The sequence below is a fragment of the Nocardiopsis sp. KDC1DS13DA1 genome (assembly GCF_055632325.1).
Map to the genome: position 1 here is coordinate 82,027 of NZ_JBVMUY010000047.1, position 14,376 is coordinate 96,402.

Below are 14,376 nucleotides of genomic sequence, written 5' to 3' on the forward strand. Positions count from 1 at the left end.
CCCGACCAGCCGGGCCCGGCGCGGCCCGCGGCGCGGCGGCTACACGCTGAGGGAGTCGACGAGGGCGCGGCCGACCCGGTCCGGGGCGTTCTCCGTGGGGATGTGCCCCGCCCCGGGGATACGCAGGAGCGTGGTGTGCGGGATCTCCAGGGCGAACCGCTCGGCGTACTCCACCTTCTGGAAACCGTCGTCCTCACCCCAGATCAGCGCCGTGGGCGTCGTGGACCGCGACAGGTCGGGAACCAGGTCCAGGGTGTGGCGGCTGTCGGCCGCTCCCGCCATGGCCATCCAGGAGCGGCGGACCCGCGGATCGGTCCACGGATCCAGGTAGTCGGCGATCCGCCGCTCGGTGGCGGCACCGGCGAGCGCCGTCGTCACGGCCTGTCGGCGGGCGGCGAGGAACTCGGCGGCGGTGGTCGCCGCGACGGTCGCGGGGTCCCGGAACCGGGCCACGCCCGGCACCGGCCAGGAGTCGTAGGTGACCGAGTTGACCAGGGCCAGCCGGGACACCTCCAGCGGACCGCGGGCACGAAGGTGCTGGGCGACGGCACCGCCGATGTCGTGACCCGCCACGGCGACGGGCCCGGCGATCCCCAGCGCGGAGGCGAACCGTGCCACCCACTGCGCGAGGGCCGGGACCGCGGCCGTTTCCAGGGTGAGCTCGCCTCCCGAGCGCCCCAGTCCGGGGAGGTCGACCGCGAGGGGCCGCAGCCCCGCCCGCGCCAGGCGGGGCAGCACGGGAAGCCAGACCCGGCTCCAGTACGTCCCGTGCAGCAGCAGCACGGCCGGGCCCTCGCACTCCACGGTCAGATAGCTGGCCCTCGCGCCGTCGACCAGGACGTCCGTCCTCAGCACACCCGTCTCAGTGGTTTGGCTCATGCGACCACTATGGCCGGGGCCGGCACTCGGGCCGAGAGTCCAAAAAGACACTCTTGGGTACATTCCTGCCATGAACCTCCATCGGGTGGTGGCCCTGCTCAACCCACCCCAGTCACCCTTCGAACTCGCCTGCGCCGCCGAGGTCTTCGGTCCCGTTCCGCCGGAGGTACCGGCCCGCTACAGCTTCGGGATCTGCGCCGAGCGTCCCGGCCCCCTGCGGACCACCGCCGGCTACGCGATGCTCGTCGACGCGGGGCTGGAGGCCCTGCGGGAGGCGGACACCGTGGTCGTCCCCGGCCAGCAGCCGCCCGGCGCACCGGTGCCGCCGACCGTCACCGACGCGCTGCGGTCCGCCCACCGCAACGGCGCCAGGATCGTCGCCGTCTGCACGGGGGCGTTCGTCCTCGCCCAGGCGGGGCTGCTCGACGGCCGCCGCGCCACCACCCACTGGCGGCACGCCGACCGGTTCGCCTCCGCCTTCCCCGAGGTGCGGGTGGACCCGGACGTGCTCTACGTGGACCACGGCGACGTGGCGACCAGCGCCGGAACGGGCGCGGGCATCGACCTGTGCCTGCACCTGGTACGTCGCGACCACGGCGCGGCGTACGCCGCCCAGATCGCCAGGAGCATGGTGCTGCCACCGCACCGGGAGGGCAGCCAGCTCCAGTACGCGACCCAGCCCGCCCCGGCCGGGGCGGACGGGTCGCTGGCGCCGCTGCTGGAGTGGGCCCTCGCCCGGCTGGACACCCGGCTGACCCTCGACCGGCTCGCCGAACGCGCCGCGGTATCCGGCCGGACCCTCGCCCGGCGGTTCACCGAACAGCTCGGCACCAGCCCCGGACAGTGGCTGCTCGCCCAGCGCCTCGACGCGGCACGGGTACTGCTGGAACGGACCGACCTTCCCGTGGAGACCGTCGCCGCCCGGGTCGGGCTCGTCTCGGCGGTCAACCTGCGCCGCCGCTTCCGGGCGAGGTTCGGCACCACGCCCGGCGCCTACCGACGGGCCTTCGGCGAAGCCCGCCAGGGACCGGTGCGCCCGTCCCCCCGGTCCGTACCCGGTCACCCCTCCGGGTTCCCGGGGTGACCGCACGCGGTCCGCGGGCCGCGGTGTCCGACCCGGTTCGGCCGTCCTCCCCCCGGGAAGGCCCGGCTCCGGACGGTGGACCCGTCGCCCCGAACCGGGTACGGATACTCACGACAGGGCCGTGACCGTGCCCGAGCATGGGGACACACCACGCCTTCGGGGAGAACCGATGAACGCCCGCCCTCTCATCCGTCTGACCTTCGCCAATCCCGTCTCGGTCGTCTACCTCGGGATCGTCGGCGGCGCCGTCGCGGTGGCCGCGGCCGTCACGGTGTCGGTCCCCGACTCCGCACTCGTCTGGGTGTGGCCCATCCTGTTCACCTTCCCCGCGTTCATGGCCGTGCCGGTCATCGAGGAGGCGATCTGGGCGACGGGCGGGCCCGCCTGGTTCACCCTCGCCGGGATCATCGTGTGCGCCCTGGTCCAGTCCTTCCTCCTCGGAGCGCTCCTGGAGGGTCTGCGGGCGCTGGTCCGCCGGCTCACCCGCGCGGACCGGGACTGACCCGCCCCGGTTCACGCCCGGTTCGTGGAGGCGCGGCGGACAGCGTCCGCCGCACACGCCCTGGTTCTCCAGAGCCGGATCTGGACGGCTTGCAGACGCAGGCGCCGCGTGAAAGGGCGTGGCGGCGGTCCCCGCGTCAGAAGTCCGGTTGCCGCCGGAGCCCGCTCAGGGCGTCGGGCACCGGCCGCTCGACGAACTCCCAGCCGGGGAAACCGCCCCAGTCCACAGCGACCCGCAGGTACTCCACGAGCGTGACCCCGGGCCGGTACATGACACCCCGCAACACCGGGTCGGCCCCCGTGTCGGGAATCTCGATGTCGTGGCTGCCTCCGCCGTAGCCCAGCTTGAGGACCTCGTCCGGTGCGAACGGCAGACGGAAGGGGTGCCCCGGATCGCGGCCATCGGCCTGGTGCTCCCGGGCCTCCTTCCAGTGGTCCTTCCACTCGCCGTCGGGCCCCTCCGGGCCGGGCAGGTCGAGGGGATCGCACAGCGGCACCCGGCCCCCGGCCGGAAGGTCGGCCCAGTCGTCGTGGTGGAGCCCGATCTCCGGCCAGTCCCCGAGCAGGCTGAAACGGCCGATCTCGCCCACGCAGGCGACCAGGGCCGCGGGCAGGCCTCCCACGTCGCGGCCCATGTCCTCGAACACCGCGCGCCCCTCGGCGGTGGCGGGGGTGGGGCCGCAGGCGTGCAGGGGCCTCAGGCCCGCCGCGGGCGCGTCCTCCGCCAGCCGCCGCAGGTGCGCGGCCACGCGGCGCATCGTCTACGTCGCGACGTCGGCCGCGTCCTCGCGCAGGCGGTCGGGCAGCGCCCCGAGGGCCCGTAGCTCGTTCCAGACGGCTTCGTGCTGTCCGGCGGCGTACCGGCGAGCGTAGGTCGTCATGGCGTGAGCCTAGACGAGTGGATCCGAAGTTCGGGCCCGTCAAGGGGGCGAGGGTGTCGATGATCCGTGTGTGACGACAGACCTGATCACCCTCCTGACCGCACCGCGCGTGAGGCATCGACGACGAGACCGGAGAAAGTCGACGCCTCGGCAGGCCGCCGCCGCTCAGCGGCTCCGCTCGGCGCTTTCACCGGTCCAGCGCTTGACCCGGGAACTCGCGACGGACAGCGACTTCTGGACCGGCACCGCGCGGATCACCGGCTCCGCTCCGGTCCCGTGCGGGAGACGTCACCCCCGACCCTCCAGCGATCGAACCCGGCGGGCCGGGCCGGCCACCGGTGCGGCCACCAGACCGCAGCGCGCAGGCACCACGTCAAGCGGCGCCTGCGTCTGCACGTCATCCAGATCCAGCCATGCAGTACTAGCAGGAGCGGCGTTCGGCGTCGCGCCGCAGGACCGCCCGGAGCCCCAGCTCGTAGCCGAACACACCGCACCCGGCGACGTACCCGGCCGCCACGGGGGCGGTCACGGAGGTGTGCCGGAACTCCTCCCGGGCGTAGACGTTGGAGATGTGCACCTCCACCACCGGTGCCTCGACGGCGTCGATCGCGTCACGCAACGCGATGCTGTAGTGCGCGTAGGCCCCCGGGTTGAGGACCACGCCCGCCCAGTGGCGTGCGGCGTGGACGCGGTCGACCATGGCCCCCTCGCTGTTGCTCTGCGCGCAGACCACCTCCACCCCCAGTTCCCCGCCCAGTTCGACCACGCGCCGCTCGACCTCGGCGAGCGTGGTGGTGCCGTACTGCCCGGGGTCGCGGGTGCCCAGCAGGTTGAGGTTGGGGCCGTTGAGCAGCAGGACGGTGCGGGAGTGGTCGGGGCCGTCGGTCATGGGGGTGCGTACTCCTTCGCTCTGGTCGGAACCCTCAGCCTAGGGTGTCTCCCGAGCTCCGCACCGGCCGGGTGACCCCGGTCACGGCCCCGACCGGCGATGCGGATAACATACCGACCAGTCGGTTGATGATGTTGAGGAGGCAGCCCGTGGCATCCACCCTGTTGTCCGCGCGAGACGTGCGATTCCTGCTCTACGAGTGGCTGGACGTGGAGGCCCTCACCGAGCGCCCCCGCTACGCCGAGCACTCGCGCGAGACCCTCGACGGCGCGCTCGACCTCGCCGAGCGCGTGGCCGCCGACCACTTCGCCCCGCACAACAAGGCCAGCGACGCCTCCGAGCCGCACTTCGACGGCGAGCGCGTCCACGTCATCCCCGAGGTCCGCAAGGCCCTGGAGGTCTACGCCGGGACGGGGCTGGCCGCGATGTCCATGGACGCCTCCGTCGGCGGCGCGCAGATCCCCCACGTCGTCGCCGGCGCCTGCAACGCCTACTTCCAGGCCGCCAACCTGGCCACCTCCGCCTACCCCTTCCTGACCTCGGGCAACGCCCGCCTGCTCATGGCACACGGCACCCCCGAACAGGTCGACACGTGGGTCCGCCCCATGGTCGAGGGCCGCTTCACCGGGACCATGTGCCTGTCCGAACCCCACGCGGGCAGCTCCCTGGCCGACATCACCACCCGCGCCGAGGACGCGGGGGACGGCACCCACCGGATCTTCGGCAACAAGATGTGGATCTCGGCGGGCGACCACGAACTGACGGAGAACATCGTCCACCTGGTGCTGGCCAAGCTCCCGGGAGGCCCCCCGGGGGTCAAGGGCATCTCGCTGTTCGTCGTGCCCAAGTACCTGGTGGCGGAGGACGGGTCGATCGGGGAGCGCAACGACGTCGTCCCCGCCGGCCTGAACCACAAGATGGGCTACCGGGGCACGGTCAACGCCCTGCTCAACTTCGGCGAGGGCGCGCACACCCCCGGCGGCGCCCCGGGTGCCGTCGGCTACCTGGTCGGCGAACCGCACCAGGGCCTCAGGTACATGTTCCACATGATGAACGGCGCACGGATCGGCGTGGGCGCGGGGGCCGCGGCCGTGGGGTACACCGGCTACCTCAAGTCCCTGGCCTACGCGCGCGAACGCCTCCAGGGCCGCCCGCTGGACGAGAAGGACCCCGCACGGCCGCAGGTGCCCATCATCGAGCACACCGACGTGCGCCGGATGCTGCTGGCCCAGAAGAGTTACGTGGAGGGCGCCCTCGCCCTGGTCCTGTACTGCGCCCGGCTGGTCGACGAGACCGCCAGCGCAGCCGACGACGCGGCGCGCGAACGCGCGCGGCTGCTCCTGGACGTGCTCACGCCGATCGTCAAGAGCTGGCCGTCCCAGTGGTGCGTGGAGGCCAACGACCTGGCCATCCAGGTGCACGGCGGATACGGGTACACGCGCGAGTACGACGTCGAGCAGCACTACCGGGACAACCGCCTCAACGCGATCCACGAGGGCACGCACGGCATCCAGGCCCTGGACCTGCTCGGCCGCAAGGCCGTCCAGGACGGCGGCGCCCGGCTCGGGGTGCTCCTGGAGACCGCCCGGGAGACCGTGGAACGGGCGCGCGGCCTCGGCGGGACCGAGGCCGACTTCGCGGACCGGCTGGGCGCGGCCCTGGACCGGGTCGCGGAGGTCACCGCCGACGCCTGGGCGGACGGCGACCCCGCGGTGGCCCTGGCCAACGCGACCCCCTACATGGAGGCGGTCGGCCACGTGGTGGTCGCGTGGCTGTGGTTGGAGCAGCTCGTCACGGCGCACGGCCGCGAGGGCGCGTTCTACGAGGGCAAGCGCGCGGCGGGCGCGTTCTTCTTCCGCCACGAGCTGCCCCGCACCGGGGCGTGGTTCGACCTGGTCGCCTCGCGCGACCGCACGGTGCTGGACGTGTCCCCGGACGTGCTCTGAGGTTCCGGGGACCCCAGGGCCGCCGGAGCGGGTCGCCCGGGGAGCACGACGTCCTCCCCGGGCCCACTACCCTCGTGGCGTGAGCAACGACGAGGACGAGGTCGCCCGGCTGCTGGTGCGCCTGATCAACATCAGCAACCGCCTGGGGCGCTACGCGGCGCACGCCACGGGCGAGCGCACCTCCCCCGCGACGTGGCGCGCCCTGAGCGTGCTCCAGGAGAAGGGGCCGCTGCGGCTGGGCGTGCTGGCCGAGAACTGCAGGGTGCGGCAGCCGACGATGACGGCGGTCGTGGACCCCCTGCTCTCCTGCGGGTACGTGCTGCGCCGCCCCGACCCCGACGACGGCCGGGCCCAGCTGCACGAGCTCACCGAGGCGGGTGAGGCGGCGCTGGAGGACTGGCGCTCACGGGTCGGGGCGGCTCTGAGCCCGCTCTTCGACGACCTGACCGGGGACGAGCGCGCCCTGCTGTCGGAGTCGGTGCGCCTGCTGGACGACCGCCTCCGGCGCGGCGAGGCCTGACCCCCGCACCCCGGCACCGCTGACCGGTGTGACGCACGGATCACCCCCGGGGTGGTCCGGCGCGGCGATCCGATGATTAACATAGGTTACCTATGCTGTTTGGGGCCACGACCGATCCGGCCGCCGCCCTCCCCACTGCGACCGACAGGAGTCACGCACCATGGTGGTGGAGACCGCTCCCCCGCACACCGACGGACACCGCGGCGAACCGCCGGCCGCCTCCCTGCTCAGACAGCCCCGCGCCGTGTGGGCGGTCGCCTTCGCGAGCGTGATCGCCTTCATGGGCATCGGCCTGGTCGACCCGATCCTGCCCGCGATCTCCGCCGGGCTGAACGCCACACAGACCCAGACCTCACTGCTGTTCACCAGCTACCTGCTGGTCACCGGCCTGGCCATGCTCGTCACCAGCTGGGTCTCCAGCCGCATCGGCGCCAAGCGCACCCTGCTGGTCGGCCTGGCCCTGATCGTGGTGTTCGCCGCGGCGGCCGGGGCCAGCGGGAACGTGGAGTCGGTGATCGGGTTCCGCGCCGGATGGGGCCTGGGCAACGCGTTCTTCATCTCCACCGCCCTGGCCACCATCGTCGGCGCCGCCAGCGGCGGGTCCTCCTCGGCGATCATCCTCTACGAGGCGGCCCTGGGCCTGGGCATCGCCTGCGGCCCGCTCATGGGCGGCCTGCTCGGCAGCCTCAGCTGGCGCGGACCGTTCTTCGGCACCGCCGCGCTGATGGCGGTCGGCTTCGTCACGATCACCGCCCTGCTCAGGGACGACAGCGTGCCGAGGAGCGTACCGGTCCCCCTGTCGGCGCCGTTCACCGCGCTGCGCGAGCGGGGGCTGCTGGTGCTGGCGTTCACGGCGCTGTTCTACAACATCGGGTTCTTCGCGCTGCTGGCCTACACGCCCTTCCCCCTGGGCCTGGACGAGATGGGGCTGGGCCTGGTCTTCTTCGGCTGGGGGCTGGCGCTGGCCGCCACCTCGGTCCTGCTGGCGCCCTGGCTGACCCGCCGGTGGCGGCGCACCCGCCTGCTGTGGACCGCGCTGCTCCTGCTGGCCGTCGACCTGGTGTGCGCCGGAGCCCTGATCGACTCCACCGCGGGCCTGATCACCTGCATCGTCGTGGGCGGGCTGCTGCTGGGCGTACTCAACACGGTGCTGACCGAGTGCGTGATGGAGGTCAGCGACCTGCCGCGCTCCGTGGCCTCCTCGTCCTACTCCGCCATCCGCTTCCTCGGCGGTGCGATCGCTCCCCCGGCCGCCTCGGTGCTGGCCGCGACCGTGTCACCCGGCGCGCCGCTGTACGCGGCGGCCGCCTCGGTGGCACTGGCCGCGATGGTCGCGGTCGCGGGCCGCGCGGCGCTGCGCCGGGTCGACGACGGCCCCGAGCCCCCCGACGTGGAGGCGCGGGCCATCACCCTGGGGGAATGACCGGTGGAGGGGAGGGACGGCTCCCGGGGCCGTCCTCCGCGGAGGACGCCGCCGCCCGCGCAGGACCCGGCGGTGGTGTGCGGGCGGCGGCGGGTGGGTAACGACGGGGCGAACACGTTTCGGAACCGGAAACCCCACGGCCGACTTCTCCCGGGAACGGAACTTCGCGTGTCCGATTCGCGTAAGAAAGTGATGACCCCTCCCCCGTCATCTCCCGCAGAGAGACCCCCATGCCTTCGCACCACCGCGTGCTTCTCGCCCTGCCGCCGCTGACCGCCCTCGTCCTGACCGCGGGCTGCTCGCCGGGACCGCGCCTCGGCTCCAGTGAGCACCTCGACGCCCTGCTGCCCGACACCGACGCGTACCCGGAGGGGTTCGCCGTCCGGAGCACCGACGTCGGCGGCTTCGGCGCGGACGCGGCACCCGCACCGGAGGTGGACCGCGTCGAGCCCGCCGGGTGCGAGCGGGTGCTCGACGCGGGAACGGCGGCGCTGCCGGGCAGGGCCGCCGAGGGAGCGGGGCAGACCGCCGTCTCCGCCACCCCGCCCGTGGTGTACACCTACACGCTGGCCTCGGGCGGTCTTCCCGAGGAGACCACCGACCCGGAGTGGGCCGACCTGGTGGACCGGTGCTCGGAGATGACGGTCGTCATGGGCGACGGGCTGGAACTGCGGGGCGGGCTGGCCGAGGCGGACTCCCCGTACCTGCCCGACCGAGGCGGCATGGTCGCGCTGGACCTGGTCCACAACGGGATGGACATGTCGGCGCTCATCGCCTGGGGCCGGGTGGGCGACGTCCACTTCGTCCTCACGGCCCGGGACCTGGACGCGGCTCCGGCGGTCTCGACACCGGACCTGGTCGACATCTGCGTCGAGGTCCCCACCGACTTCGACTGCGTCGAGGTACAGCGGGAGGAGCGGGCCGCGCAGGCCCGCGCGGAGGCGGCCGAGGAGTTCGGGACGGTGCTCTTCAGAGCCGTCCGGGCCCTGGAGGAGGGGGTCTGAGGGGCGGCCGCCTGCACGGAACCACCCGTTCCCTGTGCGCGTCGGAGGGAACCGAACCCCGGCGCCTCCCGCGGAAGGGTCCCGACGCCTCCGGCCCGTGCACGCCGCCCCCTGCCCTTCCTCCTCCCCCTCGCCGCACTGGCGGCGACCGTCGGCTGCGCACCCCGGATGGAACTGCGAGGCGCCGCGGACCTGGCGCCCCCGCTGCCGGAACCCGACGCCTCCCCGGAGGGGTTCCCGTTCGAGCGCGTCGACCTCGACGCGCTGAACGAGATGTCGGTGTCCGCCACCCGGCCGTTCGACGGCGTCGATCCGCCCTCCAGCGCGGACGCGCTGCACCGCGGGACCCGGCCGTCCCCCGAGGGCCCCGCCCGGGCCACCGGGCAGCGTGCGCTCTCCTACGCGTCCCCCGCCGTCCACTCCTACGCCCTCGTGTCGGGAGCGACCGTCGCGCAGTGGACCGACGCCTCCGACGGGGCGCCCCCGGACGGCTGCTCGAACGTGCGCGTGACCCTGGACGGCGCCGGGATGAGCGCCGCCGTGGACGCCCTGGTGGCCGGGGCCTGAGCCGCCTCGGCCGGCACCGGCCTCACAGTGCCGCGCGCCGCTGCAGGTAGGAGAAGGCCCCCCACCCCGGCAGCACCGGGAACCAGAAGGTGAGCACCCGGAACAGCAGGACCGCCGGGAGCGAGACCGCCGCCGGGACCCCCGCGACGGTGGTCAGACCGCCGATCAGCGCGGCCTCCACCGCGCCCAGACCGCCGGGGGTGGGCGCGGCCGAACCGATCGCGTTGCCCGCCAGGAACACGACCGCGACCGCGACCAGGCTCACCCCCGGCCCCGGCCCGGCGAAGGCCAGCACCGAGAAGTACAGGCACAACACGAACGCCACGGTCAGCAGTACCGTCCCGCCCAGGCCGAGCGCCAGGCTGGCCGGACGTTGCAGGGTGTCCAGCAGCCGGGGCAGCACACCCCTCAGGTAGGGCCCGACCCGCTCCGCGACCCGGTGCCGCAGAGCGGGGAGGAGCAGGACCGCGGCGACCACGGCCGTGCCCGCGATGCTGACGCCGATGACGGTGGGCGAGGGGGTGAAGCCCGTCCAGTACGAGGTCCCCGTCAGGTAGGCGCACACCAGCAGGAGCGGAACGTGCACCAGGAACCCGACGAGCTGGGTCAGGCCTACCGCCGACAGCGCCAGCGGCGCGGGCACGCCCGCCCTGACCGCGAAACGGCTGTTGATCGCGATCGAACCCAGCCCGGCGGGGGCGGCGATCCGCACGAAGGAGCCCGCGTACTGCGCCATGACCGTGCGCCACCACGGCAGCGGGACGGGGACGAACCCGATGAGCACCATCGCCGCGGCGACCATGCACAGGGTCGCCATGGCGAACGCGGCGGCCGTCCACCCGGGGTCGGCGTCGCCGATCCCCCCCAGGTCCACACCGGCGAGCTGGTAGGCCAGGACCAGCCCGACCGCGGTCGCCACGATCACGCTGACGATCGTGCGCGGCCGCATCCGCTCCAGACGCGCCGGTGCGGCCGGCGCCTCGGGAGCGACCTCGACGATCCTCGCACGCAGGTCGCTGAGCAGGTCCTGCCGCGACCGCAGCCGCGCGCGCAGGGCGTAGGGCAGCCCCGCGGCCTGGAGCAGCGGCAGGGCGCGGGCGGTGGCGGAAACGCCCAGGGCACGCACGGCCGAGTCGACGGCGCGCTCCGGGCCCACCCGCAGCGCCAGGAGCGTCACCATGGCGGCGGCGTCCAGGGAGACCGTGAGCTGGGGCGCGGCCACGGTACCGCGGTCGACTCCGGTCAGGGCCACGGTACCGGAGCCGTCGTCGAGAACCCCCACGGTGGCCGGGCCGAGGTTCCCGTGGGCGACGCGGCGTCGGTGCAGCGCGCCCAGCACCGACCAACAGCGGTCGAGCAGGGCGTCGGTGAGGTCGGCCTCCTCCAGCGTGTCCAGGGTGCGGACGGGGAGGAGTTCGCGCACCAGGAGGACCGTTCCGGGGCCCGCCTCACCCACCGCCCGGACCCGGGGGACGGTGACCCCGGCCTCGCGGGCGGAGAAGCTCATCAGCGCGGCGTGTTCGGCACGGCGGCGGACCCCGTAGAGCATCCGCGGCGCGACGGGGCCCCGCAGCAGGAGCAGGTCGCGCAGGCGCCGCCAGAACCCGGCGGTGTTCTCCGAACTCATGACCGCCACCTCCACGCGGGTGCCGTCGTCGAGGTCGGCGACGTGGCGGGGGTTGCCCTCGTCGTCGGTGCCCGCCTGCCGGATGCCGGTGGTGGTCATGCCGAACCGGTGCATCTCGGCGTGGATGCGCCGGTCGGCGCGCGGCGCGGGTCCGGCGCCGACGGCGTAGCGGGCCAACGCCGCGCAGACGAGGCCGACCAGCACGGTCATGACGAGCGCGAGGACGCTGGTGACCAGGGCCAGCAGGGAGCACACGGCGACGACGGTGATGCCGGTCCACAGCAACGAGCGGACCCGGGGCTGGCCGGAGGGCATCGTGCGGGCGAAGGCGATCGCGGCGGCGACGTAGCCCAGGGTGGCGTTGGTGAAGACGTCGGCCGGTGTGCCGGTGAGCGTGTCCAGGACCTGGCGGGAGCCCAGGAGGGCCGCGAGGAGGGCGTTGATCAGCGAGGCCAGGGCGTAGGCGCTCACCGCCGCGGTGACCGAGCGGGCCAGGTCCCGATGGCGGCCCTGGAGCAGGGTGCGCAGGACGACGAAGCAGACCAGGACGATGATCAGGAGGTTGGCGGCCACCGCGACGAGGAGGAGCAGCCCCAGGGGCAGCAGTGCGCGCAGGTCGGCCGGTCCGGTGACCGGTTCACCGTCGGAGAGGACGCGTACGGCGAGCAGCATGGCGGCGACGGCGAGCAGACCGACGGTGCCCACGAGCAGGTCGACGGGTCTGCGCGGGGCACGCGCGGTGTGCGGCCCCGGTGCGGGGGTCTGCGCTTGGGTTGGGGTTGTCACGACCCCAGGGTGCCCGACCGGCGGCGGTCCGCCGACCACGTGGCCAGGGTGTTTCGCGGGGCGTGTCCCCCGCCGGAGGCGGGCGGCACCGCCGGTGGGCGCGGACGCGCCGGGGTGCGTGGTGGCCGCGCCGGGCGGGGGCGAACAGGTCCCGCGGCGGAGGGCGGCCCGGAGACCGCGGATCTCACCAGCCCTCGGCCAGGGCCCACCGCCGTTCCAGCTCCGGCGCCAGGGTGCGCATGAACGTCGCGCCGACGTGGCCGCTGTCCCAGTACACGAGGACGTTGCCGACCACCGGGCGGCACACGTCGGGTGCGCAGAACCGGTCGGTCAGGTCCAGCGACGTCACGTTCTCGGGCAGCTCGACCTCCTCCAGCGGTGACACCGGCGCCATGGACTCCTCCGGGGCCGAGGTGCACTCCCCGGGTGCCGCCTCGGCCAGGCAGCCGGGAACGTCGAAGGCGAACCTCGGGGTGTCGCGCACGGCGACCACGTCGATGCCCATCTCCCCGAGTTCGCGCCACCGGTCCACATAGCCGTCCACGACCTGCTCCCGGCCGTATCCGGCCGAGGTGTCCAGGCTGGTCGTGGTGCCCGTGGTGAAGACGGTGTCGGGCCGCAGCCGCGCGAGTTCGGCCATCACCCCGCGGTTCCACTCCGCGCAGGAGGTGTAGGGCTCCCCCCTGTAGGTCTGCGGGGCGTCGGTGAACAGGCAGGCGCCCTTGACGATGTTGACCAGTCGCCAGTCGTGGGCCCGGGCGACGTCCTCCAGTGCGGGGAACCAGTGCGCCGCGTGCGAGCCGCCCACCAGCGCCACCGTGCGCACCGGGTCGTCGACCCCGTAGACGCACGTGATCACCTCGGCGTCGGCGGTCGTCTGGTTGCAGCCGTCGTCGTAGGTCACGGGGGCGTCCTCGACCGCCAGGGCCGGTGGCGGATAGACCGGCAGGTCCGGCAGGCCGTCGCCGTCGGCCACGGCCGCACCCGGGTAGCTGTCGCCGTCGGCGATCAGCCTCTCCCACCGGGCACGTTCGGCGGACTGGAGTCCGGACCAGGCCCCCGCCGTGAGCAGGACCGGCAGCGCACAGGCCAGGGCCACCGCCGTGCCGCGCCGCAGCGCCCGGCCCCCGCCCCCGCGCCCCAGGGCGGCCAGCCGGTCGGCCACCGGGGTGGTCACCGCCGCCAGGAGGACCGACACCGCCAGAACGGCCGCACCTGCCCACGGGGTGGCCAGGCCGCGTCCGGTGGCGGAGAGGTAGAACGCCAGCAGCGGCCAGTGCCACAGGTACAGCGCGTAGGAGATGGAGCCCAGGTAGCGCAGCGGCCGCAGGGTGAGCAGCCGGTCGGCCCCGAAGGGGGAACCCGAGGTACCCGCCACGACGACGGCCGCGGCGGCCAGGGTGGGCCACAGTGCCGCGTACCCGGGGAAGACCGACGACACCCGCAGCAGTGCCCCGCACAGCACCAGCGCCGCCAGACCGCTCCACCCCAGCGCCACACGCACCGCCCGCGGCGGCTCCGCCCTCGACAGCAGCAGGGCCAGCAGCCCGCCGAGCGCGAACTCCCACAGCCGGGCACCGGTGTCGAAGTAGGCCCACGGCTGGTCGAGCCGGGTGATCAGCACCGAGTAGGCCAGCGAGAGCGTGAGGACCGCGGACAGGGCCAGGACCAGCGGGCGGCGCGGATCGCGGCCACCGCGCCGGGCCGCCCACACGACCACCCCGACCAGCGCCGGCCACACCAGGTAGAACTGCCCCTGCACCGACAGCGACCAGAAGTGCTGGAGCGGATCGAGGTCGCCCGTCCGCGCCAGGTAGTCCACCGAGCCCAGCGCCAGGCGCCAGTTCGTGTGGTAGAGCAGGGCCGCGGCCGCGTCCCCGGGCGCCTCGCGCCACAGCGTCTCGGGCAGGAGCAACCGCGTCGCGGCCAGTGTCGCCAGGACGACGACGGCGGCGGTCGGTACCAGGCGCGCGGCCAGCCGGGCCAGGAAGGCGCCGTAGCGGATCCCCCCGCCGGTGGCCGCGCGCACCAGGGAGGCGGTGATGAGGAAGCCCGTCAGCGTCAGGAAGACGTCGACGCCGCCGGAGACCCGCCCCAGCCAGACGTGGTAGGCGGCCACCAGGAGCACCGCCACGGCCCGCAGGCCGTCGATCTCGGGACGGTGCCCGCCGGTGCCGGCGACGGCACGCCGCGCGCTCCCGGTCCTACCGGAAGTCAGGGGAGGGGACACGGGCGGGCGCTCGCTTTCACGGGGTCAGGGCATGGGGAG

12 protein-coding genes are annotated in these 14,376 nt (G+C 74.2%); 7 read left to right on the forward strand and 5 right to left on the reverse strand.

Features of this window, described 5'->3' with window-relative positions; genetic code table 11:
- Positions 1-39: 39 nt before the first annotated feature.
- On the reverse strand, positions 40-879 hold the full coding sequence (locus tag ACTVAJ_RS27380) for an alpha/beta fold hydrolase (protein WP_470391169.1): 840 nt from the start codon (positions 877-879) through the stop codon (positions 40-42).
- Between the two features lie 70 nt (positions 880-949).
- On the opposite strand from ACTVAJ_RS27380, the gene ACTVAJ_RS27385 reads away from it, so the two are divergent.
- Positions 950-1,963, forward strand: coding sequence for a GlxA family transcriptional regulator (locus tag ACTVAJ_RS27385; protein ID WP_470391170.1), 1,014 nt, complete (start codon positions 950-952; stop codon positions 1,961-1,963).
- 169 nt (positions 1,964-2,132) lie between these two features.
- A complete protein-coding gene (locus tag ACTVAJ_RS27390) occupies positions 2,133-2,465 on the forward strand; it encodes an SCO4225 family membrane protein (protein ID WP_470391171.1) in 333 nt (110 codons plus the stop codon).
- A 136-nt stretch (positions 2,466-2,601) separates the two neighbouring features.
- On the opposite strand, the gene ACTVAJ_RS27395 is transcribed toward ACTVAJ_RS27390, so the two are convergent.
- Positions 2,602-3,213, reverse strand: a complete 612-nt coding sequence (locus ACTVAJ_RS27395; RefSeq protein ID WP_470391172.1) for a hypothetical protein — start codon at positions 3,211-3,213, stop codon at positions 2,602-2,604.
- Positions 3,214-3,766: 553 nt separating this feature from the next.
- Positions 3,767-4,234, reverse strand: a complete 468-nt coding sequence (gene aroQ, locus ACTVAJ_RS27400; RefSeq protein WP_470391173.1) for a type II 3-dehydroquinate dehydratase — start codon at positions 4,232-4,234, stop codon at positions 3,767-3,769.
- 149 nt (positions 4,235-4,383) lie between these two features.
- Between aroQ and ACTVAJ_RS27405 the strand changes: the two genes are divergently transcribed.
- The 5 genes from ACTVAJ_RS27405 to ACTVAJ_RS27425 all read left to right on the forward strand — a co-directional run bounded on the left by ACTVAJ_RS27405 (position 4,384) and on the right by ACTVAJ_RS27425 (position 9,694).
- Complete coding sequence (locus ACTVAJ_RS27405; protein ID WP_470391174.1) at positions 4,384-6,180, forward strand: acyl-CoA dehydrogenase; 1,797 nt, start codon at positions 4,384-4,386, stop codon at positions 6,178-6,180.
- A 79-nt stretch (positions 6,181-6,259) separates the two neighbouring features.
- Entirely contained in the window at positions 6,260-6,700 is a 441-nt protein-coding gene (locus tag ACTVAJ_RS27410; protein WP_470391175.1) for a MarR family winged helix-turn-helix transcriptional regulator, read from the forward strand.
- A gap of 160 nt (positions 6,701-6,860) precedes the next feature.
- The gene (locus ACTVAJ_RS27415) at positions 6,861-8,123 is read left to right on the forward strand and encodes an MFS transporter (RefSeq protein ID WP_470391176.1); all 1,263 of its coding nucleotides are present in this window, start codon (positions 6,861-6,863) and stop codon (positions 8,121-8,123) included.
- Positions 8,124-8,353: 230 nt separating this feature from the next.
- Positions 8,354-9,127, forward strand: coding sequence for a hypothetical protein (locus ACTVAJ_RS27420; RefSeq protein WP_470391177.1), 774 nt, complete (start codon positions 8,354-8,356; stop codon positions 9,125-9,127).
- A gap of 168 nt (positions 9,128-9,295) precedes the next feature.
- Entirely contained in the window at positions 9,296-9,694 is a 399-nt protein-coding gene (locus tag ACTVAJ_RS27425) for a hypothetical protein (protein ID WP_470391178.1), read from the forward strand.
- Between the two features lie 22 nt (positions 9,695-9,716).
- On the opposite strand, the gene ACTVAJ_RS27430 is transcribed toward ACTVAJ_RS27425, so the two are convergent.
- Complete coding sequence (locus ACTVAJ_RS27430) at positions 9,717-11,993, reverse strand: lysylphosphatidylglycerol synthase domain-containing protein (RefSeq protein ID WP_470391218.1); 2,277 nt, start codon at positions 11,991-11,993, stop codon at positions 9,717-9,719.
- Between the two features lie 298 nt (positions 11,994-12,291).
- Positions 12,292-14,337: an acyltransferase family protein gene (locus tag ACTVAJ_RS27435; RefSeq protein ID WP_470391179.1), complete on the reverse strand. Its 2,046-nt coding sequence runs from the start codon at positions 14,335-14,337 to the stop codon at positions 12,292-12,294.
- Positions 14,338-14,376 lie beyond the last annotated feature (39 nt).